A 25098-nucleotide genomic window follows, 5' to 3' on the forward strand; every position below is an offset into this window, starting at 1 on the left:
ACCGCCTTTCGGCTACGGGCCGAACTGGGCCACGGGTGTGGTTCGCACGTTGATGAGGGTGGGTCGGTCGCGGTCGGTGATACCGACCTTCAGCATGTCGGCCAGCTCGTCGGTGCTGCCTGCCTCGTGGGTGTCGACCCCGTATCCGTTGGCGATGGACACGATGTCGAGGGGAGGCAGATCCAAACCCGGCACACCCGCGGTTTTCTCGTAGCCCGCGAACAGCTTGAGGATGCCGTACTCGGCGTTGGACGCGACCACGATGGTGACCGGGATCCGGTACTGCGCGGCGGTCGACAGCGCACTGATCGCATAGTGCATCGACCCGTCGCCCATGGCGGCGATGACCGGGCGGTCGGGAGCAGCCAGCTGTGCACCGAGTGCGGCGGGCAATCCCCAGCCGAGGCCGTCACCTCGGCCGAACAAATGCGACAGTGGTGCGCTCGAGTGCAGGTATTGGGGCAGCACCGCTTCGTTGCTGCCCGCCTCGCTGACATACAGCGCGTCGGCAGGCGCAACCCGACCGACGGTGCCCCACAACGCCTCCGGGCTCATCGGCGCCGTCTCCAGTGTCACCGCAGGCGGCTGGGGCCGAGCAGGCGGTCGCGGCCGGTCGGTGACAGTGACATGGGCGAGGATCGCGGCGACGGCGGCGGTCGCGTCGGTCACGTACGCATCGCCGATCGGCGCGCGAGCGGCCTCGTCGGGATCGTTGGTGAAATGGATGAGCTCGGTGCCCTTCGGCAGGTACGGCCCAGGCATGTACGGGTAGTAGCGGAACACCGCGGAGCCGATGACGACGACCAGGTCGTGGCCTTCGAGCCGCTCGGTGACCCAGGCGCGACCGGGTAGGAGCGGGCCGCGGTACTGCGGATGGTCGCTGGGGAATCCCGGCGTCCCGGCCAGCGGCGCGTTCCACACGACGGCGTTGATGCGTTCGGCCAGCGCGATCACCGAGTCCCACGCGTTCGACTGATCGACCTCCATTCCCACCACCAGCGCCGGGTTCTTCGCCGCGTTGATCCGCGCGGCCAGTTCACGAGCGAGTGCGTCGGGAAAGCCCGTGGCGTGCACAACTCTTCGCCTGGCGACCACCGTGGTGTCGGCGACCTGCTCGTCGGTCAACTCGACGTCCATGTCGTCCATCGGCAGCGACACGTAGACCGGTCCGGTCGGCGGGGTCTGCGCCAGATGAATCGCGTGGGCCAGGACGGCGGGGGTCTCGCTGGCGATGGCGGGTTCGGCGGACCATTTGACGAACGGTTTGGGCACGGTGGTCGGGTCGATATTGGTCAGGAGGTTGTTCTGGTTCTGCATGATCCGCCGCTGATTTCCGGCGGTGACAATCAGCGGCGACTTGTTCATGTACGCGTTGTACAGGGCGCCTTGGGCATTACCGCTGCCCGGTGCGGTGTGCAGATTGACCAGCACCGGTCGACCGCTGATCTGTGCGTAGCCGTCGGCCATTCCCACCGGCACCATTTCCTGCAGGCCGAGGAAGTACCGCATATCGTCCGGAAAGTCTTGCAGGAGACTCAATTCCGACGATCCCGGATTTCCGAACCAGGTCGTTATGCCGTGCGCGCGAAACAGGTCGAGCGTTGCTTCCCTGACAGTGGTCATATCGGCTCCTCGTTGTTGTGGGTCTGCCACCACTACAGCGATCCCTGACCACTCGAGGACTACTGCCTGACGATCAGCATTCGCTCGATTACCAGTGTTCGTCGCGAGCCTCGAACTGAACCGGAGCTATTTTATAGCGAATATGTGCGAGTGGGTCGCATTCGTACGAGATCCGATATCGACCGGTGAATGCCCGCCATTTCCCTCTGGTGTCGCGGGGGTCAGCGTCACGTGCCCGCGGTGATCCGCTGAGGAACCGCTACTCATCCGTGTCGAAGATCGCCACCGCACGGGTCCACCCGGCCGAGGCCGCGTGCACTTTGACCGGGAAGCAGGATATCTGGAAGCCGGTGGCGGGAGTTGTTCGAGATTGTGCAGCTTCTCGATGTGGCAGTAGCCGATCTCCCGGCCGGCCTTGTGCCCCTCCCAGATGATCGAGCTGTCCCGATCTTTCGCATACCGTGCGGCGGTGAACTGGAACGGGGCATCCCAACTCCGCCCGTCGGTGCCGGTCACCCGGACGCCCTGGGAGAGTAGGTGCAGTGTGGCGTCGTGTCCGATGCCGCAGCCTTTGCTGACGTAATCGTCCTGCCCGTAGTGGGTTCCGGCGCTGGTGTTGACCACGACGATGTCCAACGGACGCAACGAGTGGCCGATACGGTCGAGCTCGGCGTCGATGTCCGCGGGGGTCACGACGTAGCCGTCGTCGAAATGGCGGAAATCGAGCTTCACGGCCGGTTGGAAGCACCAGTCGAGTGGCACCTCGTCGATGGTGATCGCCCGCTGTCCGTGGTTCATCGTCGAGGCATAGTGGTAGGGCGCGTCCAGGTGGGTGCCGCTGTGCGTCGTCATCGACACTCGCTCGATCGCCCACGCTTCACCATCGGGAAGATCGTCGACCGTGGCGCCGGGGAAGAACCGCAACATGTCATCGACGGTGTCGGTATGCGTGAGGTATTCGATGGAAGGCACGAGACCTGGCGGGTCAGAGGCGATTCCGGCCATCAACGGTGCCGAAATATCTACCAATGTGCGCATGCGACCGAGCTTAGCGCCGGGCCTGCGCGCCCCTGGAGTTCATCGCACCATCTGCATGCTCTCGACGATCGCAACGTTGTGTTCCCCTGAACGCTGCTCGAAGATCGCGACGTCCGCATAGGGGAGTACCCACGCTTGATGCGGTTGCGGTGCCATGCCGTCCGGGCAGGTGATCACCCATTTTCGGTACTCGGCCGTCCCTTCGCCCACCCGCCGAGATCGGGTGCCGTCCCCGGTCGTGGCGGTGACGTCCTCGACGTGCAGTGCGTCGATGGGCGGGACGCCGTGCTTGAAGCAGCCACCTTTGATAGTGGGCTGTAGTTCGGCGATTTCGCCGGTGAACGCCACGTCGTATCGCAGCGGCAAATCCCCGGACCCGCCTGCTGGATATCCGATGACTCCCTGTGTCGGTGGTCCGCTGCAGTACGCGATAACGCGGAATCTGGCGGGGAGCGTGAGGCGCACTTTCGGAGCGAGACCGGTGTCGGCTGGTGGAATCACGGCCGAGGAGTGGGTGGATGCTGGTATTGATGTTGTCGATCGAGCTGATTCGTGTTCGCTAGCGTTGCCGCCGCACGCCACCGAACACGCCGCGATCGCCACTGTGCAGACAATCCGGAATGTCGTGGCAACACGGTGCAGCATCCGGCGTGTCCATTCCGCAGGTCGATCCAACTTCCGCGAACCGCGGAGACGTCAGCATATCCGGAGAACGTCATTGGCTGATGCACCGACTTTTCGGGGGATTGCCTTGGGCCAGGCGGAGATCCACGTCTGGACGCTTCCGGGCGGGGAGGGTCGTGATGATCGCCGTCATGCAGCCTGAAGCAGGCTAGTTGACATAATGTTGATTATCGGCGGAGAAACGGTGCCGGTGAGCGGGCTGTGTTTGTTCGTGTCATGTTGGTGTGCACCCATGCGTGGCCGCCTCGGCTCGGCGTCCTCGGGTGGCTCGCCTGGCGAGCTCGTCGGGCTGCGTGCTGCGGTTCGATGTTGATCTCCCCTGAGGCGATTATCGCTGATGTAAATATTCCTGCCGTTTGGTCGGATTGCCGGAAAGTCTTGAGTGGGTTCTGGATTGGGATGTTCGGGGTCCTCCCCTAGGTCCAACTCCCCTTCAGTAAAACGTCACAGTGACGAAATGAAGGTAGGTCGGTTGGTCGCTCGAATTTCGTTGTGGGCGTGGCGAATATCGTCGAATCGGCAGTACCGGCGTGCCGCGCGTTGGTGCTGATCATTCCTGGGCCGGATCTGGGCTCGGTGGGCATGCGTTAGACCAGTGGTGAGGCCGGTTGGGAGGCCAGTGGTTGGTGGGTGGCTCTGTTTTGGCGGGCCAGTTGTCGATCATTATGGGCTGGTGTTGATTCGGCGGCTTGGTGCTTTGTATGTGGGCTTGTGGTTGTATGGGTTCTCGATGGCGGTGATGGTGCGCGCCGGGCTGGGGTTGGATCCGTGGGATGTGTTCCATCAGGGCGTGGCCGGGCATGTGCCGATCAGTTTCGGTGCGGTGACGGCGATTACCGGGATCGCGGTGTTGCTCGCGTGGATCCCGCTGCGGCAGAAGCCCGGGCTGGGCACGGTGAGCAATGTCGTGGTTATTGCGGTGTCGGTGGATGTCGGGCTGTGGTTGTTGCCCGCGTGGGAGGCGATTCCGGCGCAGGTCGGCGCGATGGGCGTTGCCGTGGTGCTGAATGCTGTTGCGACGGTGCTGTATATCGGGGCTGGGATGGGTCCGGGGCCGCGGGATGGTCTGATGACTGGACTGGTTCGCCGGACCGGGGTGTCGGTGTGGGTGGTGCGGACGGTGATCGAGGTGACGGTGCTGTCGGTCGGGTGGGTGCTCGGCGGCAGTGTCGGTATCGGGACGTTGGTGTATGCGTTCGGGATCGGGCCGTTGATTCAGTTGATGATTCCGGTGGCCAATCGGTTCCTGCCCGGGTTCCATATCGATCCGAAGCCGGATCAGGTGACGGCGGTTTCAGCCTGAGTGTCAGGCGCTTCATAGGGCGGGGTGGGTAGCGGGTCGGCTCCCCCGCTGTTTGTCGGCGCATCGAGGTGACCAATCGAAACGTCACTGTGACAGAAAGAGTGCTGCTGTCCCCTGCTCAGCTGAACGTTGCGGGTCTGCCGGGTCGCCATCGCAGCACTCGCACCCCCACGACGAGACCGACAACGAGCGCGGTATGCAGCACCCACAGCGCAAGCCACGGTCGCAGGAACCCGACCTCTCGGTACTGGCCACGCTCGCCCACGCAGTACATCGAGTAGTTGGTGCTCTGCCCTTCGGAGTCGTGATAGGTGTCGGAGACGACGATCGGCTCGGTGTACGGCTCGCTGCAGAACAACGGCGCGGTCAGCTTCGCCTCGCCGGGCCAGATGGCAATGGGCAGAATGCATCCGAGCATCGCGGTGCTGAACAGGATCACCGCCAGGGTGGCCAGGATGCGCGGTGATCGGCGCGGTGCCGCGTCCGATACCTGCTCGTCGACGTCGGCGGAGCGGTATTCGGTTCCGCTGGTGGGGTTTTCGTCGCTCATGCCGGGCTCGTTCGTTGAAAGGTGCCTGCGCCGTCGAAGTAGGCGATGACGGTGCTGCGTGGTGAGGTGACGGTGACGGCGATCCGCAGGCCTGCTGCGGTGCGGTCGACGATGACGAGCGGGACGTACCCGTTGTCGAGTGCGGCTTCGGTGCGTGCGGTGTCGAGGATTTGGTCGAGCCGGTGGAGTCCGGAAGCGTCTCGGAGGTCGAAACTTTCGTCGTCGAGGCGGTCGAAGGCCGACACGTGTACGGGGGTGGGACCGTGCAGGGCGTTGTTGGCGTAGGTGTAGTCGTCTTGCTGGTTCGGTTGGTTCGGTACTCGGATGCGTAGCCGCACGGCGGCGTCCTGGCCGGTGAGGTCGGGGTGGTCGGCGAGGTAGCGGGTCAGTTGTGGTGAGGAAGCGATGATCTGCCGGGAGTGTGTGGAATCGGGGGCGGTGAGCACGAGGACGCTGGCTTGGATGTCGGTGACGCCGAGGCGTTGCCGGAGGGTGTCGATGGCGGTGGTCGGCAGTGCGGTGACGAGTCCGCCGCCGCGTGCGCGCAGGCCGGCTTCGAAGTCGGCGCGGTCAACGGCGCCAATGCATCCGGTGGCGGTGATGAGCAGTGCTCCGGCCATCGCGATGAGGCGGGAGCGACGATGTCGCATGGGCTGCATCGTATAGCCCGGTGGTTACTGGCGGTCACCATTGCCCATGCTATGTTCCAGCCTCGGATGACTTTTCCGAGTCGGGCCGGTGTAGGGAGACATTGTGCGCGTGACGGTGGTGGCGTGTCTGGCGCTGGGTGTGGTGGTGTCGGGCGGCGGTGCGCCGGTTGCTTCGGCGGTGCCGGTGTTCGGTGAATATGTGGCGCTGGGTGATTCGTGGGCGGCGGATGCGTCGCCGATGCGGCCTGCGGTCGAGTTCGCGCCGTACGGGTGTGCGCAGAGTGCAGGTAATTTCGCCAGGCAGGTGGCGGCGGCGCTGGCGGTCCCGGTGTTTCGGGATGCGAGCTGTGGTGGGGCGTTGTCGAAGCACATGACGGTGCCGCAGCAGTCGCTGCTCGGGGTCAATCCCCCGCAGTTCGATCGGTTGAGTGCGTCGACGGATCTGGTGACGCTCGAAATCGGCGGCAACGACGCGGGTTTGGCGGCGGTGGTGCCGCAGTGTTTGACGGTGAGTGCGTCGGCGTCGCCGTGTCTGGACGCGGTGGTGTCGGGTGGGGTGGATCAGATCTCGCTCAACATCGCCGCGGCCGAACCGAAGGTGCGTGCGGTGGTAGAGGGTGTGCGAGAGCGTTCGCCGCGCGCGCGGATTCTGCTGCTGGACTATTTCCAAGGCATCCGGCTCGAGCGCGGCTGCTTTCCCGAGGTGCCGATCTCGGACGCCGACGCTGATTGGCTCGGCCGCAAGATGATCGAGCTGAACGCGATGCTGGCTCGGGTCGCTGCCGCCGCGAACGCGGAGTTCGTCGACACCTACAGCACCAGCGCCGGCCACGACGGCTGCCAGCCACCGGGCGTTCGCTGGGTGGAGGGTCTGGTGCCGTTCTCGAGCACCCCGCTGGGCCCCGCGGTCCCGTTCCACCCGAATCAACTCGGCGCCGACCATCAAGCCCGCAGCGTGCTCGCGGCGCTGGGCCGTTGACGGTCCGGCGAGGCACGCCGAAACCCGAGGGTTTGTCCTGTATACGGCCGATACCGTTGACGAAGCTGATCGAGACATCGTAGAAGGTGTATCGGTTGCTCCGTATCCATACTTTCACCCCGGGACTTGAGTGACACCCGGGTCGTGCCTGTCGCTTCCCCGCCGCGAGTCCATGGCATTGTGCGGTCAGCTCTGTTGCGGGGCGGCGTTGTTCGTGAATTCCGACGGCAGCCCGGCGTGCGTTTGATGGACGGACGTCTGCTCGCGCGCTGTGCCACACTATGATTCGTGACCGAGGGGGATGTGCGGGTTGCCGCACGCAACAATGCATTGTGGTGCGACGCTATATGCCGATCGCACGGGATAGCAGGCCGGTTCGAGGACACCATGTGGACAAGTGCGTGTCGGACGCCGCCCTTGTATCCGGATGCGGTGACGCTCAGTTCGCATGCGTCCGCTGGGGAGATCCTGGCGCGGATCGACCGTGAGAAGTCCGGCGCTTCGATCAAGGACAGTTTCGCCTGCCTGAATCTGGCTGACGCGGGATTTGACGTGCTGTTCGAGGCGCAGTGGATCTATCGGCCTTCCGATCGACCGCCGCCTGCTTCAGCGACGCAGCTGTGGACCCTGGTTAACGGTGCATATGAGCTGGCTGCTTGGGCAACGGCTTGGGATCGGAATCAATTGGCAGGCAGTGTGTTCCGGCCGGATTTGCTGGTCGACAGCTCTGTCTCGGTGATCGGCAAATGGGAGGCTGGCCGAGTCGTTGCCGGGGCGGTTGTGTATCGCAGCGAATCGGTGGCAGGTGTGTCCAATCTGTTCCATTCGGACAACGCCGCTGAGGATGCGTGGGCCGAGTGTCTGAGCACGATCGCTCGACTATGGCCAGGTCGCAGCATTGTCGGATATGAGCGAGACGAGGACTTGGCTGCTGCGGTCCGCAACGGATGCTCCGCAATCGGAGGACTGCGCGTCTGGCTCGCTCTCGACTAGGCCCAAAAAATAGGGTCTGGCCTATCGACTGGTCACCGTCTGCTGCGACGTCGGGGTTTGTCCGGTGAGGGGATCGGTCGTGTTGTACTTCACTGCGGCGGTCAGGAGAGTCTTGGGACCTGTCGCGACTCGTTCAGTGTTGGGGGCAGGTTTGGGGGCCTGTGGTGTCGAAGGCGAACTCGACCACGGCGTGGGTCGCTTCGGCGTCTCCACTCTGCCGGGCGACTCCTAGCGCGGTGCACACGATCTGGTCGATGCCTCGGGCTCCGATTTCCTTGCCGGAGAACGCATTCAGGTGGATCACGATCGTCGTCGGGTCCGTTTTTGTTGTCCACGGTCCGAAGGTGTCGAGCTTGGGCAGGTCTGTGTGCAGCCCGGGCTTGATCGGCTTGTCGACGCGCAGCAGCGTGTCGACGGCGGCGGCTACGGTGCCGAGGCTGCTCATGTAGATCAGCAGTGGTTGCAGGTTGTTCTGTTCGTCGAGGAAGTACAGGCTCATCCCTGGCGCGACGCCGGTCGGTGCCTTCCCGCCGTTGATCACACCGCTCGGGTCGATCCCGCAGCCGCCGAGCGCCAGTGCTGCGATGATCGAGGCACAGGCCGTGCGGACGCTTCTCATCCGATCCTCCGTGGGAATCTGGGCAGGGTCGCGACGAACCGCGCGCCGCCGTCCGGGCTGTTGGCTGCGGTGATGTCGCCGTCGTGGAGTCGAGCGATCTCCAACGCGATCGCCAGCCCGAGCCCGCTGCCCTCCGAGCGTGCCCGTGCGGTGTCGTGTTTGTAGAACCGGTCGAATACCTGCGCGATCGCCGATTCCGGCAGTCCGGGTCCGTGATCGGTCACCTCGATCCGCACTGTCGACTCATCGACGGTCAACATCACCCGGACCGGCGGCTGCCCGTGTCGCAGCGCGTTGCTCACCAGGTTGGCGACCAGCACATCGATCCGGCGGCGGTCCAGGACCGCGACAGTGCCGCTCGGACCGGTCAGGTCGACGCGATCGCGCCAGTGCCGCAGGTCGAGACAGTCCTCGATGATCCGGCGCGGGTCGACCTCCTCCAGGTTCGCGCGTGCGGTCCCGGCATCGAAGCGTGAGACCTCGATCAGATCCGTCACCAGCTGGGTGAGTCGATCGACCTCGTCGACGGTCAGCAAGGTCGACTCCCGCTCCACCTCGCCCATCCCTTCGACACTGGACTGCAGGACGTGCACGACCATGTTGAGGGTGGTCAGCGGTGTCCGCAGCTCGTGCGAGACGTCGGCCACGAACCGTCGCGAGTTCGCTTCCCGCTGCTGCAGTTCCGCGACCGAGTGCTGCAACGCTCTCGCCATGTCGTTGAAGGTGCCTGCGAGCTCGGCAAGTTCGTCGGCGCCCGGCATGCGGGAGCGGGCGCCGAGATCACCGTCGGCGAGTTGTCGCGCGGTATCGCGCAGATGTCGTACCGGCCGCAGCACGCCGCGTACGGACAGCAGTGCGAGCAGGACCGCCGCCGCCAATGTCAGCAGTGCCGCTGTGGCTGCGGTGCGCACGGCGGAATCCAGTGTCCGCACCGTGGAGGCGAGGTCGCGGACGACGTAGACGTCGATGCCCGAAGGAGTTCGGGAGCCGTCCAGTGCGGTCAGCATGATCGGTGTGCCGATCACCAGTGTGGGGCCGGTCGCCGAATTCACCCGCTGATACACCAGATCGTTGCCTGCGGCCACTGCCCCACGCAGATCGGCGCTCACGACATCGGCGATGCCGGCGTCCGCGGAAACCACCGAACCGTAGGTCACCAGCGCCGCGCCACCCAGCGCGCTGCGGAACCGGTCCAGCTCCTGCTGGTCGGGTTGAAAGTGCGCCTCGGATTGATAGTGCAGATCCGGTGTCAGCACGCCGATGCGGGAGCGCACGTCGTCGACGGACTGTTGTTCGGCGTTGGTCACCAGCGCGTCGCGAAACGAGACGTAGACGGCGGCACCCACGGCACCGGCGCTGATCACACTGACCGACACGAATGCCAGGACAAGGCGTGCCTTGAGGGTTTTCGGCCGGCCGAGCACGGCACGCGGTGACCTCATACCGGGCCGAATCGGTAGCCGAAACCGCGCACTGTTTGCACGAATACCGGTGTGGCCGGGTTGTTCTCGATCTTTGCCCGTACTCGCTGGACGCAGTTGTCGACCAGGCGTGAATCGCCGAGATAGTGGTGGCCCCAGACGGATTCGAGCAGCTGCAACCTGGTGAACACTCGCGTCGGCGCTGCGGACAGTTCCAGCAGCAGCCGTAGTTCGGTGGGTGTCAACGCGACCGGGGTGCCGTCGCGGGTCACGACCAGCGACTCGGCGTCGATGACCAGTCCCGCGTGGTTGGCCGGTTCGTCCTTGCGGGCATCGGCGCGCGCGGTGGGCCCACGGCGCAACACCGCCTTGATCCGCGCGTCGAGTACTCGCGGTTGCACCGGTTTGCAGACGTAGTCGTCGGCGCCCGCCTCGAGTCCGACGACGATGTCGATATCGTCGTCGCGCGCGGTGAGCATGACGATCGGCACCGAAGAGTCCGAGCGCAGTCTGCGGCACACCTCGAAGCCGTCGACGCCGGGCAGCATGATGTCCAGGATCACGACATCCACGGCGACCGTGGCGAATTCCCGTATTCCGTCCGCGCCCGTCGCCGCGCCGCGAACTGTGTAACCGTACTGGCCGAGTGCGAGTTCCAACCCTCGACGGACCTGATGATCGTCTTCTATCAAGAGCACGGTAACCACCCAGCAATTCTGGCATCGAGGGCGCGCACGCGGGTCGGCCGAAACCCCACCGTGTGGTCGGTACTGACGCTGCGGTGAGCAGATAATGATGTGACAACAGCCGGTTTCGGAGAATTCGTCACGTCAGAGACCTTGCTCGAGCTCGGGTGCCATCATGTGCGTCCAGGTCTGCGACCACGGGTGGGTTGGGCGCTCGCATTTCCACACGGTGATCTTGCGGTTGATCCCGGGAATTCCGAGGTGTTCGTCGAGTAGAGCCACGGGTTCCACCGAGGCGAAGTCGGTGTGCAATGCGGCGGCGGCGTTGTCCGCGCCGACGTAGAGCACCGTCGACACCCAATCGGGGGGTGCGCCGAAGTAGCCGAACCCCCGGTTGGGACTGTAGATGGCCGGGAGATGATACGGCTTGCCGAACTCTTCGAGAGCGCTTGCCTGCCAATAGTTCTGCGTGATGATGACTGTGTCGAGCTGTTCGATCGGGGTCAACGTCCGATACGCGTCGTCGACTGTCTCGGTCAGCTGCGACCAGCCTTCGGTGCCGTAGAGCGACACCCGCTGGACCAGCTGGCTGGGGGTGTCGATCGGCGTACGGAGCCAGGAACCAGGCAGCGGCACCATCGTCAGCGCGGCAACGACGGTTGTCACGGAGATCGCGAGGACCGGGATCCCGGTGATTCGCGCCCACCGTCCGGCGTCGACACCGGAAAGGCTCACTGCGCCTGCGGCGAACGCCACCGGAAACATCCCGCCGATGTAATACGGTCGCCCGTCACTGAGGGCGATCAGCCAGGCATAAATCAGGAACGCGGGCACCAGAAACCGATACGGCTGCAGACTTTGCACGCGGAACACGCCCCAGATTCCGAACGCCAGCAACAGCGCACCGAGCAGCCCTGCCAGTCCGACCATCTGGACCACGCAGCCGATCCGTCCACCACCGGTGGCATCCTGCTCGGCGCCGACCACCGAACCCATTGCCAGTTGCGGCCATCCGTGCGCCGATTGCCAGACCAGCCCTGGGATCCCCGCCGCGGCGAAAACAGCTGAGCCGAACCACAATGCGGGACGACGCAGCATCGCACGCGGTCCCGACACGGCGACACCGATCCCGAGGCACACCCAGGCCACCGGAATCAGCCACTTCACCTGAATGTCGATGGCCGCGACTATCCCTGCCGCGAAGAGCAACCAGTCCTGGCGAGTCCGGACCCAGCGTGCCAACAGCCAGGTGACCACAGCCAGGAATGTCGCGTCGAAAGCGAACGTGCTCAGCATCGCCGACTGATTCACCATGAACGGAGACGTGGCGTAGGCGGCCGCCGCGACTATTTGCGGAAGCCGACCGCCGCCGAACTCGCGGGCGATGGCAGCACTCACCACAATGCCTGCCACGCTCAGGACAACAACTGGAATACGCAGTGCCAGCGGTGATCCCGGTGCGGCCAGCTGCGTCAGATGGGCGACCATCGGCACCAACGGACCTTGATCGGCGCCGCCGAAGGCGAGTCGGCGTCCGGCCGCCAGGAAATACAACTCGTCGCCGAAGAATTCGTAGCGCGTGAGCGTGACGGTAAGCGCTATCGCCGCTAGCACGGCTATCGCACTGACCTCGCGAACATGAAACTGCAGAGCGGATACCGGAGTAGCCCGCAGCCGAGCCGGCTCTCTTACAACGGTGATCAAGACTGATTCCTCGTATCCCCGGTGCCGCTGCCTGTCTCGGTGCGACGTCGAACTCCGTCGAATGTGGTCATGCCACGAAACTGCCGGTCCGATGTCCGGGCGCGGTGGCGAGAATGTCGCAGTCGTGTCGCAAACCCCGCTGGCGCGGGTTCAGCCACCCGCACGCCGGGGCGCATCGTTGTTTTCGTCGAGCCAGCACACACGCAATCGAGAGGACCTGCTGCACGATCTCTCAGTAATAAACACCTTCTCCGGCAATGCCGCGGTAAACGACACCTGCTTTTTCTGCGCTTTCGACCATCACATCTAGGTGATCGCCTCCGACGGCGACATGGAAGCGATGGCTGAGCAGTTCGTCGAGTTCCATTCCGGCCCGATTTCGCGGGTCAATGAAGTCAGGGAGCTGTTTCGAGACTCGCTGGAGACAAACTCGGGCAGCGAGTGGTCGGCGAGGCCAATTAGGATGAGAGGCGATCGGTCAGTGTCGGTCGGATGTAATCCGATTGGGCCGATCTCCTTGTGTCGCACTCGACGTGAGCGCGCCGGATGGGATTCCTCCGACGAAAGTGCCGGGGTGGTCTCACCCGCCGCACCCGTGGCGGGTCCCGTCAAAGGAGAGGAAGGCCGAGTGCCCGAGGCTCAGCCGGAATCGAACACACCGCCACCGCAACCGCCGAGTCGCCGGAGCCGCCTCCGGTGGACGCTGAACCTGCTCGAATGGGTTCGGACTGCGGTGACCGTCTACACGCTGCTGACAAGCGAAAACACCGTCGGCTCAGCGATCGAGACGATCACCGAGCCGACGGTGCGGGTGCTAGTTGCGATCCTCGGCCTAGGAAACTGATCGATCGCACCAGCTAGGTGGGACGGCCCCCGGTTGGCTCGCTGAGCCGCCGGGGGTTCCGTTTGCCGGAATACGAACCTGTGGAACAGGAACCTTTCCCGCATCCCTAATTCTACCCACATGGGTCACGCGCGCAGAACGCAGAAATACCGAAGCCCTCGAAACCGGCTTTGGCAAAAGTGCAACGTGAAGCGAATCCACGTCACCCCGAACGTGAAATCACCGATCGCCATCCACGAGAACGAACACCGGAACGCTGATTGTCACCAAGAACCGCGAGCCGGCAAGCTGTTCGGGCATGGCCTGCACCGACCCCGGCGTTCGGCCCGAACTTCGGTCGCCCGGAACCTGTCCGGCCGGATCGCTCACCGAGGCGGCTTCCCGCCGCACGCCACGCAGGCACCCCGCTCCGAATCGTTCGTCCCAGACACCGGGTGTGCTATTGGCGTTCGGCCGATAAGCTCGTCACAAGGTTTGGGTGTGCTTCGGCAGTGCCCATACAAGCGGTTCGACCGATGCGGAGTGAAAGCTCATGAGCGCGACCACGATTGCCCGCCAGTGCACACTGTGCGAGGCGCACTGCGGGATTCTGGTAACCGTCGAGGACGACCGGGTGACCCGGATCGAAGGCAACCCCGATGACGTGCTGTCGGCGGGCTACATCTGTCCGAAAGCGACCGCGATGGGTGGTTTGCATCATGATCCGGACCGGTTGCGGACCCCGGTGCGCCGGGTCGGTGACGGGTTCGAGCCGATCGGGTGGGACGAGGCGTTTCGGGAGATCGGGCAGCGGCTGCGCGCGATCCGTCGCGCGTACGGGCCGAGCGCGATCGGCATGTATCTGGGTAATCCGGCGGCGCACAGTTCGTCGGTGATCTACGGGGGTCTGCTGCGTGCGGTGTTGTTGACCCGCAACTTCTATTCGGCGTCGTCGATCGACCAGTTCCCGCAGGAGTTCGTGGCGTGGCGGATGTTCGGGTCGAACGTGTTGATGCCGATCGTCGACATCGATCGCACCGATCGGCTGGTGATCCTCGGCGCGAATCCGGCGGTGTCGAACGGGTCGATCACGACGATGCCCAACGCCAAGCAGCGGATTCGGGAGGTGCGTCGGCGCGGCGGGAAGGTGGTCGTCATCGATCCGCGCCGGACCGAGACCGCGCGGCTGGCCGATCAGCATGTGCCGGTCAGTCCCGGCGGTGATGTGTATCTGCTGCTGGGGATGCTGCATGTGCTGGTCACCGAGAATCTGTGCGACGAACGCGCGATCGGCACGCAGAGCACCGGCTGGGCCGAGCTGCGGGCCCTCGTCGCCGAGGCGGACCCGGAACGGATGGCCGGCTATGCCGGAGTCGATGCCGACACCATCCGCCAACTGGCCCGCGAGCACGCCGCCGCACCCTCAGCGGTGCTGTATGCGCGGATCGGGGTGTGCCAGCAGGTGACCGGCACCCTCACCCACTGGCTGGTGAACACGATCAACGCGGTCACCGGCAATCTCGATCGGGTGGGCGGGCAGATGTTCGCGACACCACCGGTGGACGCGGCACGGTATGCGAAGTTTCTGCCGATGGGTTACGGCGCGTGGACCGATCGTTCCGGCGTGCACAAGTCGTTTCGCTCCGAACTGCCGGTGGCCACCCTCGCCGACGAGATTCTCACCGAAGGCGAGGGCCGGATCCGCGCGATGATCACCTACGCGGGCAACCCGGTGCTGTCGACACCGCAGCGCGGGCGCCTGGGTGCGGCGTTGGATTCGCTGGATTTCTTTGTCGCCGTGGACATGTACATCACCGAGACGACCCGGCACGCCGACATCATCCTGCCGCCGATCTCGCCGCTGGAACGCGAAGACGTCAACATCCTGTTCCCGCTGTTCAGCGTCCGCAACAACCTGCGCTACGACGCCCGCGTCTTCGAGCCGCCCGCCGACGGGCTCGAGGACTGGCAGATCATGGCGCGGATGGTGACCGAGATGGTGCCGCTGCCCGCGCGACGGTTCACCGGGCGCGCGCTGAATGCGGTGCTCGGACAAGCCAGTCCGGTGCGGATGGCCACGGTCGGGGTGGCGACCGGACCCTACGGGGTGTTGCGGCGCGGGCGTAAAGGACTGTCGGTGGCCAAGGCGCGCGCGTCGGCCGGCGGCATCGATCTCGGCCCGCTCGAACCTCGGCTGCGCAAGCTGATCGGCACCTGGAACCGGAAGGTGCGGTTGGCGCCGCCGGATTTCCTCGTCGCCGCCCGCGCCGTCCTCGACGAGGCCCGCGCAGGCAATGCGCTCACCACACCCGTCGACGGTTATGACCTGAAGCTGATCGGGCGCCGTCACCTGCGCAGCAACAACTCCTGGCTGCACAACGTCCCCGCGATGGTCAAGGGCCGCGACCGCTGCACCGCGCTCATGCACCCGGCGGATGCGTCCGCGCGCGGGCTCACCGACGGTGAGCGTGTCGCGGTCACCTCCCCCACCGGCTCGATCGTGGTGCCCCTGGAAATCAGCGACGAGATCCGTGCGGGCACCATCGCCGTCCCGCACGGCTGGGGTCACCGTGAGCCCGGCGTCGGCTGGTCGGTCGCGGCCGCTCTGCCCGGCGCCAACGTGAACCTGCTGCACGACCCCTCGCTGACCGACACGTTCTCGGGCAACGCCGCAGTCAACAACACCTGGGTGACAGTCACCCGCGCACCCGCCGAGGCCGCTGTCCCGATCGACGTGCCAACCGTCGCCGTCACCGCACCTCAGTAGCAACCACCCGCAATGACACCCGCACCAGCGCAGGGTCAAAGTGGGAACTGGTGGCGGACGCTACTCGCGAAATGCCGCCACAGATTCCCACTTTGACCACCAGCGCGACTCGGCGGCTATCGTCCGGCGCCCGGCTTGCCGCACAGCGCGATGCTCAGGAAGTCTCTGGACGCCGCGGTCCATGGCGGTTTGGGTGCGCCGGGCATGTGACTGGCCATGTTGCGCCCTACCGCGACCTGGCGCTGTCCGTCCTCGGTGCTGAACGCGTCGGTGATCATCCCCGCGACGCCACCGTTGTGGCCCCAATACCCCTGCCCGCACGCATCGATCCATTGGTAGGTCAGTCCGAGACCGTATCTGCTTCCCGCGCCCATCCGCGCCGACGCATCCACGGTCTGTTTCATCTGTGCCACCAGGTCAGGTGGGAGCAGCGCGCCGGTGAGCAGCAGCCGATAGAACCGGGCCAGATCGTCCATCGTGGAGACGATGCCGCCGCCGACACCGGCCGAGAATGCCGAAACCGGCTGCACGGACACGTTCAACGGAGCCTTGCCTGGCCCGAGATCTTCGTAGGCTTCGGCGTGCGGGCCGCGGATCTGCGGTTCAGCGCCGGGGAAATAGGTGTTGTGCAGTCCGGCTCGCTCGATGACGTTGCGGGTGATGAATTCTCGCGCGGGTTGCCCGCTCATCGCGTCCAGCAGCAGCTCGATGATCGCGTAGTTGGCGTTGGAGTAGGCGAACTTGCCCTGTTCGGTGGGTGGGGCGCCGAGTCCGAGCGCGGCCATGTCCCGTGCCGCCGGGGTGCTCAGCATGTGGCGCTTGGCGGCCTCTGGTGTGTCTAAGTCCCTCATCAGGATCGGATAGTGGTCGGCGATGCCGCTGGTGTGGTTGAGCAGCATGCGGACGCTGATCTGCCTGCCGCGTTCGCCGGGCACCACCTCGGGCAGATAGTGGGCGATCGGGGTGTCCAGGTCGAGGACGCCTGACGCCACCAGCTGCAATACCGCAGTGGCTGCAAAGGTTTTGGTGGTGCTGCCTGACCGATGCTGGAAATCCGGTTGCATCGCGCGCCCGGTGTCCAAGTCGGCCACGCCGGCGGCGTGCCGCCAGGTCTGCTCCCCGTCGCGGACCAGCGCGTAGGTGCCGGGCAGGTGGTTGTCCACCATCGCCGACAACGCCCGCTCCAGCGCGGGATGATCAAGCCTCGTGTCGTCCAACGGATACGGCGCGCACGCCCCGATCGCCGGCATCCCCATCATCATCGCCACCCCGAGCACTCGCGCCAGTAGTGCGTGCACTGTCATTTCTGCCTTCCTCGAATACCTGTGGAACCACTCATCAGCCTGTCGGGCGGCGAGGGTCAGCAGAAGCGAGGTGACCCGCGATCGGTGGTGCGGCTACCCGCACCACCGGGTGCGCGCTATGGCGTGGATCGCGGGCTGTGCCAGAGGTGCTCACGGTTCTGCGCTACCTCGAGCAAGAGTGAATCCCTATCGTTGCAGCGTCGCGGGGATTGAGTGGCGCCCGAGCGGGTACGCCTAACGCATGGCACGCACTGAGTCGACCCGTCACAGTTTTCCTGGTACCGGTGTCGCGGCGATCGTCGCGACGGTGGCGGTGATCGTGGTGTGTACCGCGGTGGCGCTCGGTATCGTCATATCGATCATGTGACCTCTCGGAGTGCCGGATTGCGTTGCCCCCGTATCTGGTTCGCGTATGGCGCCGCTTTCGGTGCTGGATCGCGAAGCGGGGTCGGAGGTTTCGTTCGCGATCGCGCGGGCATAACTGGCGTGGAGCCGAATTCCAGAAACCGCACGCGATTCCTGGTCGCGGGCACCGCAGCGCGGTTCGCCCGGCGCCCGTGGTGAGAACGGAGCACATCGTGAAAATTGCCATGGTGTCCGAGTGCGCCAGCCCGCTGGCCGAACTCGGCGCGACCGACACCGGCGGGCGCACCGTCCACGTCGCCGGACTGGCAGCGGCTTACGCCCGGCGCGGGCACCAGGTCACCGTCTACACCCGCCGCGACCATCCGAGCCTGCCGCGGGAAGTGAACACCGACGCAGGCTACCGAGTCGTCCACGTGCCCGCAGGACCAGCCGAACCCATCCCCGGCGACCACGTGCTGCCCTACCTCGGTGATTTCGGCACCTTCCTGCAACGACAGTGGGGTCTCGACACTCCCGACATCGTGCACGCGCACTACTGGATGTCGGGTCTGGCCGCGGAACTGGCCGCACGCGCCAACGGCATTCCGGTGGTGGTCACCTTCCACGCCCTGGGCACCGTGCGCCGCCGCCACCTCGGCCTGGCCGATGCCAGCCCGCGCAGCCGCATCCGGTTCGAACGGCTCATCGCCGGACGCGCCGCCCACATCGTGGCCACCTGCTCCGAGGAAGTGGTCGAGCTGACCAGGATGGGCGTGCCCCGGTTCCGTGTCTCGGTCGTGCCGTCGGGGATCGATCTGTCCGCGTTCACCCCCGAGGGTCCGGCCGCCGAGCGCGGACAACGCCATCGCATGCACCGGGTGCTGTCGGTGGGACGGCTGGTGCCGCGCAAAGGTTTCGACGTCGCGATCAAAGCGCTCACCGAGCTGCCCGACACCGAGCTGGTGATCGCAGGCGGCCCGGTCGGCGACGACATCGACGACGACAGCGAAGGCAGGCGGTTGCGTCGACTGGCCACGGAATACGGTGTGCACGAACGACTTCGGATGATCGGCCCGGTGCGCCGCAGCGAACTGCCGCGCTGGTACCGCTCGGCCGACGTCGTGCTGTGCACACCGTGGTACGAGCCGTTCGGGATGGTGGCACTCGAGGCGATGGCCTGCCGCAAACCGGTGGTGGCCACCGCGGTCGGCGGCCTGCTCGACACCGTCGTGGACGGGGTCACCGGCCGTCTGGTCGCACCACCGGACCCGGTCACCCTCGCCCGCGCGGTCCGCCCGCTGCTCGAAGACCGCACATTGCGCGAAACCTGGGGCGCGGCAGGCTATCAGCGTGCCGCAGGCCGCTACGCCTGGGATCAGCTCGCCCTGGAAACCTTGACCGCCTACCACCGGGCAGCCCCCGCCCACGCAGGCGAGGTCGTGTCCTCCGCGCGCTGACCGCCGGCCCAACGCTGCGATCACTCGCGCACCGCCTGGGTTGATCCGCGCCTGGCGCGGGCGTCGGGTCAGGCGTCCTCGGGTGCACTGCCGCGACGCCAGTGCCACGGCACGACCAGCCACGCCAGCACGAACAGCGCCGCGGTGACCACGCCCGCCGTCACGCCCGCTGCCGTCCCGGCGACCATGTCGAACACCATCGCCATCGCACCGATCAACGCCACCCCGAGCAATGCGATCCCGGCGATCGCGCACCGGTGTGCCGCCGCGACCACTTCACCTAACCGGTGGCGCCGGAACAGGATCCGATGCCAGGCAACCGGCGCGACCAGGAACACCGTTGCGCCGATGGCCGCGCCCAGCGTGATCAGATACAGCACCCGCAGGTGATGGTGCAGATCCTCCTGGAACGTTTCCTGGAACGGCACGATCAGCAGCGCGGAAATGAGGAACTGCACGCCGGTTTGCACGACCCGCAGTTCCTGCACCAGGCTGATCCAATTGCGGTCCAGGCGTTCGGTGTCGGTCTCGCGGCGGACGGTGTCGTGATCGGCGCCGGTATCGGTGTCGGGCGCGAACCGATCCTCGCTCATCATCGGTCGTTCCCTTCTCATCACGCATGGAGCCCGCCCAGGTCGCACGCGTCGACCTCGGCATGAATCGCATACCCGGGCGTGCGGCGCTCAACCAGCGCGCGATTGACCTGCACCGGGCGGGGTATGCGATGCAAGGCCCGCCGTTGTGGCGGGGCGGACCAGAAAGGATCCAGCATGCTTCCCGGACCGAACGAATCGACCACGGGACACAGCGGTGCCGAGCACCACAGCCCGCCCGAGGACAACTTCCCCGACTACACCCGCACCACCCGCACCCATGTCGGTGAATCCATCGAGGACGCCCGCAACTGGCCGGGCATCGTCCTGGTCGCGCTCGGCCTGGTCGGCCTGGGCCTGACGTTGACCGCCGCGGGCTACGGGTTCGCGGGCTGGGCAGTGATCGGCGCTGTCGCGACCGTGGTGCTGCTCGTGCTCGGCGTGCTGCTCGTAGTTCTCGAACACCGCAGGCTCAAGGCCCAAGAAGGTCTGCGCCTGAGCGATCAAGCAGGTCACTGATTGGCCGGATCGGGCACGGGTATTGCGCCAGGTACCCCGCCCATCGAATCCTGAGGACTCCCACCATGACTCGACATCGTCACCGGCCTACGGTGCGCACGCTACTGCTCGCCGGTGCGTGTGCCGGATTGCTGGCCGCATGCTCGGACACCGAATCCAAGGATCCGGCCCCGGCCACCCCCGGCGACAGCACCATCTCGCTGACCATGCCGTCGACGAAAGCCCAGATGCCCGACCCCGACGCGGTCAGCCCTGCTGCGGGCAAACAGTTGTGCGACATGATGAACGCCGATCTGGGCCAGTGGCGCGTGCAGGGCGCGATCCCGGCGCGGGTGGCGTTCAACGGCACCGTGCACAACTGGGCGGCCCGCAACGGCGGCTTGAACGACACCGTGCTGACCGACCGCGCGATCATCGACACCATCACCGAGCAGAACTGCCCCGACGTGCGCAAGCAGGCGCTCGAGGTGCTCGACGCGGACAATCTCGCCTCGACATTGCTGGGTGGTTGATCATGAACATGAACAAGACCGGATCGATACTCCTTGCCGCGGCAGCCGCGGCGCTGCTGCTCGGCGGCTGCGGCGAGGACGCGAAGAAGCTCGTCAACAAGGGCGGTGACACACCGTGCACCGAGTTCCTCGCCCAGGACGCCGACAAGCAGCGCATCACCGTCACCAAATTCCTGGAACAGGAACGCGGCAGCACCACCAGCCCGGCCACCGACGCGACCACCGTGGACGCGGCGATCGCCTCGATCAAACTCATGTGCACCGCACAGGCCAACCCGTCGACCCCGATCAGCAAGGCCGACCTGACCGGGATCCTGGTCCCGAAATAGACCCAACGACATCGCGGTCGGAGAACGAGGCAACACAATGAGCACGCAGCATCATCGAAACGTGGTGGATCTGCTTGTGCTGCAACACACTCGGATGCGTGAACTGCTCGACGAGATGCTGGCCACCGTCGGCGCCGAACGCAGGGAGTCCTTCGAGGAGTTCGTGCGCTGGCTGGCCGTGCACGAGGCGACCGAGGCCGAGTTGATGCGGTACCCGGTCGCGTCGCCGTGAATGTCAGTGTGCGGCCAGCAGTTTCACCACCGTGTCCACCGGCATGCCCGGTGAGCGGTGACCGTCGCGCCCGATCATGGTCTGCCCGGCGAACAGCGCGTTGACCACGGCCTCCTCCACCACCTGCACCACCGCCTCGTAGAAGGGGTTGAGCTGACCCCACGGAATGAACCGCAGCTGCTCGTAGCGGTGTTCACCGTCGGGGAAGGCACTGGTGAGCGCGCCGGCGTTGGCGGTGGAGAAGCCGAGGAAGATATCGCCGGAGAAATGCGAGCCGGTCGTTCCGGTGCGCGCCAACCCCAGCGACACCCGCCGGGTCATCGCGGTCAGCTGCCCGGGCAGCAGCGGCGCGTCGGTGGCAAGCACCACGATCACCGACCCTGATCCCGAAGGCGCCACCCACTCGCGCATCGGGTCGTCGTCGGCGAGCTGGCTGCCCAGCGGCACCCCACGGATCACCAGTTCGCGACGCGCACCGAAGTTGGCCTGCACGAACGCGCCGACGGTGTAGGTGTCCGCACCGTAGTCGACGCGACGCGAGGAAGTGCCGTTGCCCGCCTTGTAGGCATAGCAATTCATGCCCGTGCCGCCGCCGACACTGCCCTCCGCGACCGGCCCGCCCGTCGCGGTCTCGATCGCGGCCACCGCATCGGCCGCGGTGACATGCGCGCCGCGAATATCGTTGAGGTAGCCGTCCCAGGTCTCGGCGACCACCGGCAACGACCAATCCTCGGGCAGCTCAGGAAACGCACCGACCAGCCAGTCGATGATGCCGCGATGACAGGTGCCCACCGCATGGGTGTTGGTGATCAGCACCGGCAACGTCAGCGACCCGGTCTCGGTGAGCCAGGTGGTGCCGGTCATCTCGCCGTTGCCGTTGAGCGAAAACCAGCCCGCCGCACACGGAGTGAACACCCCGGCCTTGCCGCGCGGCAGAATCGCGGTGACACCGGTGCGCACGTCCTCGCCGCGGATCAACGTCGTGTAGCCGACCTCGACGCCGGGCACATCGGTGATCGCGTTCAATTCTCCTGGCACACCGGGGAATTCCAGTCCGTGCTCACGCGCGCGTAGGTTCATCCTGCGAGCCTAGGCAACCAGCAGCGCCGCCGCCCGCCATTTTCGGGGCAGGCCGGTGTTTGCCGCCGCGCACACCGGTTATGTCGGGCCTATGACCTCACTGTGGTTGACCGACGCCCAGGTCCCGGCGCGGCTGCGGCTCACGCCCGGTTCGCGGTTCGACACCGTCGTGATCGGCGCCGGCCTCACCGGTCTGGTGACCGCGCTGCTGCTGGCCGAGAACGGCGTGCAGGTGGCGGTGGTCGAAGGCCGCAGGGTCGGAGCGGGCACCACCGGCGCCACCACCGGAAAGATCAGCCTGCTGCAGGGAATTCGCGCCCAGCAGATCCGCGCTCGGCATTCCCTTGCCACGCTCGGCGCCTACGTCGAGGCCAATCGTGCAGGCCAGCAATGGTTGCTGCGGTTCTGCGCCGAACAGGGGGTGGCGGTCCAGCACGCGCCCGCTTACACCTACGCGCAGTCCGAAGCCGAAAACGCCACGGTGCGTGCCGAATACGACGCGACCAGGCAAGCCGGGCTGCCCACCGAACTCCTCACCGAGTTCGACGCACCGTTCCCGGCCCACCATGCGGTGCGCCTGGCCGATCAGGCCCAGCTCGATCCGATGGCGCTGCTGGCCGCACTCGCCGCGCGCGTGGAATCGCATGCGGCCCCGATCTACGAATCCACCCGGGTGCGCGGGGTGCGCCGCGGGCGCGACGGTGCTCTGGTCCTCGACACCGAACACGGCGAGCTCGGCGCGGGCACGGTCGTGCTGGCCACCGGCACCCCGATCCTGGACCGTGGCGGGTTCTTCGCCCGGCTCGAGGCGCAACGCTCCTATCTGGCCGCCTTCCGGGTCGGCGAACCGTTGCCGCGCGACATGTACCTCAGCGCAGGCACACCCACCCGGTCGCTGCGCTACGCGCCGACCCCCGACGGGGAGGTGCTGCTCGTCGGCGGCAACGGCCACGGCGTCGGACGCGCCCGCGCACCGCGCGCCAAAGCCGCCGACCTGGTCGCTTGGACCCGCACCTGGTTCCCCACCGCGGAACTTCTGCACGAATGGTCGGCTCAGGACTACAGCCCCATCGATGAACTGCCGTATGTCGGCCCGCTGCTGCCCGGCCAGGACAGCATCCTGCTCGCCACCGGATACGCGAAATGGGGACTCACCAACGGCGTCGCCGCCGCCCTCGCCCTGGCCGGCCGCCGCACCGGTAAACCACCCCGCTGGAGTGACGCCATGGCCAGCTGGCGGCCCGGTGAACTCAAGGCGCTGCCCGCCGCGGCCATGGCCAATACCGCTGTCGCCCAACACCTCACCGGCGGCTGGCTGCGCGCGGCCGTGCACAGCGGCGAGCACATTCCGGCCGAAGGCTGCGGTGTTGTCGAACGCCACGGGCTGCGCCCCACCGCCACCTGCACCGTCGACGGCATCACCAGCCGGGTCTCGGCGATCTGCCCGCACCTCTACGGCATCCTCACCTGGAACGACGCCGAACGGTCCTGGGACTGCCCGCTGCACGGCTCCCGCTTCGCCGCCGACGGCGCCCTGCTCGAAGGACCGGCCACCCACGACCTCACCCCGCTGCCCGCACCGCCCGCCGCCCGCTGAGGCGTTGCCGGCGGCGTGTCGCATCGAACGCCTGCTCTGCCGCCGAGGCGTTGCGTGGGGTAGAGCACGGCGGACTCGGGCCCAGGTAGCCCGGAAGTCGCCCTGGCGTCCACGGGTTCGGGTCACCCGTAGCAACATCTTGCCCTGCGGTCGCAGTACCGGAGCCGGACCGCGCCATGGTCGTTAGCGTGAGTGCAGATCACCTGCGCTGGAGGAACAATGACCGATGGACTGCTGCTGCCCCCGGGTGCAGGACGCCGACTGCAAACCATGACGTTGAAGGCCGGCGCGGAACGCTCAGCGATCTGGTCGACCTTCGAAGCCGACGTGCCACCGGGTTTCGATGTCGGCGCGCACTGGCACGGCCAGGCCGAGGAGGTGTTCTTCGTGCTCGACGGCGAACTGGACCTGCTCGCCTTCCACCCGAAATCCGCGCCCACCGGTGACTGGCGGCGCTGGGAAGCCGCCGACGGCACCGCCGTATTCCGGGGTGGCCCAGGCAGTTTCATGCATGTTCCGGCCGGATGCCCGCACGCGTTCTTCAACCCCGGCACCGAGACCGCGAAGATGCTGTTCCTGGTCTCACCGTCGGGGCACGAGGTGTATCTGCAGGAGCTGACCGACCTGCTGCGTTCCGGCGGCGCACCCGATCCGGCCGAGATCGCCGCACTGCGCGAACGCCACGATATCCACCAGCTGACGCCACTGACCAATCACCCAGTGCCACACCAGCACTGACACCGAGGGGTGTTCGCGCGCAGTCAGTCCAGTACTGGCTGCGCGCGATCCACTATCTGCGTCACCGTCTCCTCGACCGTGAGATCGGAAGAATCCAGCCACAATCCCAACGGCGGTGTCTCGGTGCGCAGCACGGTGTCGAGATCCTCGACGGTGAACGCACCGTAAGCGGTTTTGGCGCGACCGGACTCACGGGCGGCCACCGCGTCCGGTCGCGGCGCGAGCACCATCACATACAACGGGCGGGTACGCAGCTGGGCGATGGTGTAGGGCAACAACTCTCCGAGCACGGTGTCCTGCAGGACCGCGGTGAACCCGGCCGCCGCATAGCCGTCCGCGGTCTGGGCGGCCAGCCGGTGCCGCAACCGCAGCTGATCCAGCGCCTCCGGCGAAGGATCCGGGCTCATCTCCGCCCGGCCGCCGACGACGAAACGCCGGAAACTGTCACCGCGCACATGCGCCGAGCGCGGCAACCGTTCGGCCAGTGCCTGCGCGACCGTCGACTTTCCCGCCGCTTGAATACCGGTGAGCAGATAGACCGAAGCAACCATG

Annotated in this window: 26 protein-coding genes; 12 read left to right on the forward strand and 14 right to left on the reverse strand. The window is 66.2% G+C overall.

Going from position 1 to position 25098, the window contains the following annotated elements; genetic code table 11:
• Window positions 1-12: 12 nt before the first annotated feature.
• The 3 genes from mdlC to NA11_RS07405 all read right to left on the reverse strand — a co-directional run bounded on the left by mdlC (window position 13) and on the right by NA11_RS07405 (window position 3027).
• Window positions 13-1623: a benzoylformate decarboxylase gene (gene mdlC, locus NA11_RS07395; RefSeq protein ID WP_069161032.1), complete on the reverse strand. Its 1611-nt coding sequence runs from the start codon at window positions 1621-1623 to the stop codon at window positions 13-15.
• A 126-nt stretch (window positions 1624-1749) separates the two neighbouring features.
• The gene (locus NA11_RS07400; protein WP_245745760.1) at window positions 1750-2661 is read right to left on the reverse strand and encodes a cyclase family protein; all 912 of its coding nucleotides are present in this window, start codon (window positions 2659-2661) and stop codon (window positions 1750-1752) included.
• Window positions 2662-2700: 39 nt separating this feature from the next.
• A complete protein-coding gene (locus NA11_RS07405) occupies window positions 2701-3027 on the reverse strand; it encodes a hypothetical protein (RefSeq protein ID WP_069161033.1) in 327 nt (108 codons plus the stop codon).
• Between the two features lie 991 nt (window positions 3028-4018).
• On the opposite strand from NA11_RS07405, the gene yczE reads away from it, so the two are divergent.
• Window positions 4019-4648 (forward strand): membrane protein YczE, encoded by a 630-nt coding sequence (gene yczE, locus NA11_RS07410; RefSeq protein ID WP_069161034.1) that lies wholly within the window; start codon window positions 4019-4021, stop codon window positions 4646-4648.
• Between the two features lie 118 nt (window positions 4649-4766).
• Here yczE and NA11_RS07415 read toward each other — a convergent pair whose 3' ends face one another.
• Together NA11_RS07415 and NA11_RS07420 are read right to left on the reverse strand one after the other, a co-directional pair.
• Window positions 4767-5198: a hypothetical protein gene (locus NA11_RS07415; RefSeq protein WP_084654290.1), complete on the reverse strand. Its 432-nt coding sequence runs from the start codon at window positions 5196-5198 to the stop codon at window positions 4767-4769.
• On the reverse strand, window positions 5195-5848 hold the full coding sequence (locus NA11_RS07420) for a hypothetical protein (protein ID WP_141717462.1): 654 nt from the start codon (window positions 5846-5848) through the stop codon (window positions 5195-5197). Before NA11_RS07420 ends, NA11_RS07415 begins: the two co-directional genes overlap by 4 nt.
• A 103-nt stretch (window positions 5849-5951) precedes the next feature.
• Here NA11_RS07420 and NA11_RS07425 point away from each other — a divergent pair, with 103 nt between their 5' ends.
• Together NA11_RS07425 and NA11_RS07430 are read left to right on the forward strand one after the other, a co-directional pair.
• Window positions 5952-6827, forward strand: coding sequence for an SGNH/GDSL hydrolase family protein (locus NA11_RS07425; protein WP_141717463.1), 876 nt, complete (start codon window positions 5952-5954; stop codon window positions 6825-6827).
• Between the two features lie 288 nt (window positions 6828-7115).
• Window positions 7116-7820 carry a hypothetical protein gene (locus tag NA11_RS07430; RefSeq protein WP_069161037.1) on the forward strand — a complete coding sequence of 235 codons (705 nt, stop codon included), beginning with the start codon at window positions 7116-7118 and terminating at the stop codon, window positions 7818-7820.
• A gap of 133 nt (window positions 7821-7953) precedes the next feature.
• On the opposite strand, the gene NA11_RS07435 is transcribed toward NA11_RS07430, so the two are convergent.
• The 5 genes from NA11_RS07435 to NA11_RS47005 form a co-directional block, all read right to left on the reverse strand.
• Complete coding sequence (locus NA11_RS07435) at window positions 7954-8439, reverse strand: hypothetical protein (protein ID WP_069161038.1); 486 nt, start codon at window positions 8437-8439, stop codon at window positions 7954-7956.
• Complete coding sequence (locus tag NA11_RS07440; RefSeq protein ID WP_245745762.1) at window positions 8436-9815, reverse strand: ATP-binding protein; 1380 nt, start codon at window positions 9813-9815, stop codon at window positions 8436-8438. The genes NA11_RS07435 and NA11_RS07440 overlap by 4 nt, the downstream gene beginning before the upstream one ends.
• A 62-nt stretch (window positions 9816-9877) precedes the next feature.
• Window positions 9878-10567: a response regulator gene (locus NA11_RS07445; RefSeq protein WP_069161039.1), complete on the reverse strand. Its 690-nt coding sequence runs from the start codon at window positions 10565-10567 to the stop codon at window positions 9878-9880.
• A gap of 123 nt (window positions 10568-10690) precedes the next feature.
• Complete coding sequence (locus NA11_RS07450; RefSeq protein ID WP_084654294.1) at window positions 10691-12160, reverse strand: ArnT family glycosyltransferase; 1470 nt, start codon at window positions 12158-12160, stop codon at window positions 10691-10693.
• 322 nt (window positions 12161-12482) lie between these two features.
• A complete protein-coding gene (locus tag NA11_RS47005; protein WP_281196831.1) occupies window positions 12483-12617 on the reverse strand; it encodes a hypothetical protein in 135 nt (44 codons plus the stop codon).
• Window positions 12618-12878: 261 nt separating this feature from the next.
• Here NA11_RS47005 and NA11_RS44660 point away from each other — a divergent pair, with 261 nt between their 5' ends.
• Both NA11_RS44660 and NA11_RS07455 read left to right on the forward strand, forming a co-directional pair.
• Window positions 12879-13094: a hypothetical protein gene (locus NA11_RS44660; protein ID WP_141717465.1), complete on the forward strand. Its 216-nt coding sequence runs from the start codon at window positions 12879-12881 to the stop codon at window positions 13092-13094.
• Between the two features lie 532 nt (window positions 13095-13626).
• Window positions 13627-15840 carry a molybdopterin oxidoreductase family protein gene (locus NA11_RS07455; RefSeq protein ID WP_069161040.1) on the forward strand — a complete coding sequence of 738 codons (2214 nt, stop codon included), beginning with the start codon at window positions 13627-13629 and terminating at the stop codon, window positions 15838-15840.
• Between the two features lie 116 nt (window positions 15841-15956).
• Here the strand turns inward: NA11_RS07455 and NA11_RS07460 are convergent, their stop codons facing one another.
• Window positions 15957-17144 carry a serine hydrolase domain-containing protein gene (locus NA11_RS07460; protein ID WP_069161041.1) on the reverse strand — a complete coding sequence of 396 codons (1188 nt, stop codon included), beginning with the start codon at window positions 17142-17144 and terminating at the stop codon, window positions 15957-15959.
• Between the two features lie 578 nt (window positions 17145-17722).
• Here NA11_RS07460 and NA11_RS07465 point away from each other — a divergent pair.
• Window positions 17723-18946 (forward strand): glycosyltransferase, encoded by a 1224-nt coding sequence (locus tag NA11_RS07465; RefSeq protein ID WP_069161195.1) that lies wholly within the window; start codon window positions 17723-17725, stop codon window positions 18944-18946.
• A 68-nt stretch (window positions 18947-19014) separates the two neighbouring features.
• Here the strand turns inward: NA11_RS07465 and NA11_RS07470 are convergent, their stop codons facing one another.
• The gene (locus tag NA11_RS07470; protein ID WP_369691116.1) at window positions 19015-19542 is read right to left on the reverse strand and encodes a DUF6328 family protein; all 528 of its coding nucleotides are present in this window, start codon (window positions 19540-19542) and stop codon (window positions 19015-19017) included.
• A gap of 174 nt (window positions 19543-19716) precedes the next feature.
• Between NA11_RS07470 and NA11_RS07475 the strand changes: the two genes are divergently transcribed.
• The 4 genes from NA11_RS07475 to NA11_RS44665 all read left to right on the forward strand — a co-directional run bounded on the left by NA11_RS07475 (window position 19717) and on the right by NA11_RS44665 (window position 21131).
• Window positions 19717-20058 carry a hypothetical protein gene (locus NA11_RS07475; RefSeq protein ID WP_069161043.1) on the forward strand — a complete coding sequence of 114 codons (342 nt, stop codon included), beginning with the start codon at window positions 19717-19719 and terminating at the stop codon, window positions 20056-20058.
• A gap of 65 nt (window positions 20059-20123) precedes the next feature.
• Window positions 20124-20570 (forward strand): hypothetical protein, encoded by a 447-nt coding sequence (locus tag NA11_RS07480; RefSeq protein ID WP_069161044.1) that lies wholly within the window; start codon window positions 20124-20126, stop codon window positions 20568-20570.
• Window positions 20571-20572: 2 nt separating this feature from the next.
• Window positions 20573-20899 (forward strand): hypothetical protein, encoded by a 327-nt coding sequence (locus NA11_RS07485; protein WP_069161045.1) that lies wholly within the window; start codon window positions 20573-20575, stop codon window positions 20897-20899.
• Between the two features lie 37 nt (window positions 20900-20936).
• Complete coding sequence (locus NA11_RS44665) at window positions 20937-21131, forward strand: hemerythrin domain-containing protein (protein ID WP_141717466.1); 195 nt, start codon at window positions 20937-20939, stop codon at window positions 21129-21131.
• A gap of 3 nt (window positions 21132-21134) precedes the next feature.
• Here NA11_RS44665 and NA11_RS07490 read toward each other — a convergent pair whose 3' ends face one another.
• Window positions 21135-22211 carry a DmpA family aminopeptidase gene (locus tag NA11_RS07490; RefSeq protein ID WP_069161046.1) on the reverse strand — a complete coding sequence of 359 codons (1077 nt, stop codon included), beginning with the start codon at window positions 22209-22211 and terminating at the stop codon, window positions 21135-21137.
• Window positions 22212-22302: 91 nt separating this feature from the next.
• Here NA11_RS07490 and NA11_RS07495 point away from each other — a divergent pair, with 91 nt between their 5' ends.
• Together NA11_RS07495 and NA11_RS07500 are read left to right on the forward strand one after the other, a co-directional pair.
• The gene (locus tag NA11_RS07495; protein ID WP_069161047.1) at window positions 22303-23808 is read left to right on the forward strand and encodes an FAD-dependent oxidoreductase; all 1506 of its coding nucleotides are present in this window, start codon (window positions 22303-22305) and stop codon (window positions 23806-23808) included.
• Between the two features lie 219 nt (window positions 23809-24027).
• A complete protein-coding gene (locus NA11_RS07500; RefSeq protein WP_069161048.1) occupies window positions 24028-24546 on the forward strand; it encodes a cupin domain-containing protein in 519 nt (172 codons plus the stop codon).
• A 23-nt stretch (window positions 24547-24569) separates the two neighbouring features.
• On the opposite strand, the gene NA11_RS07505 is transcribed toward NA11_RS07500, so the two are convergent.
• Window positions 24570-25097 (reverse strand): AAA family ATPase, encoded by a 528-nt coding sequence (locus tag NA11_RS07505; protein ID WP_245745763.1) that lies wholly within the window; start codon window positions 25095-25097, stop codon window positions 24570-24572.
• Window position 25098 lies beyond the last annotated feature (1 nt).

This window comes from Nocardia altamirensis NBRC 108246 (assembly GCF_001612685.1).
Lineage (GTDB): Bacteria > Actinomycetota > Actinomycetes > Mycobacteriales > Mycobacteriaceae > Nocardia > Nocardia altamirensis.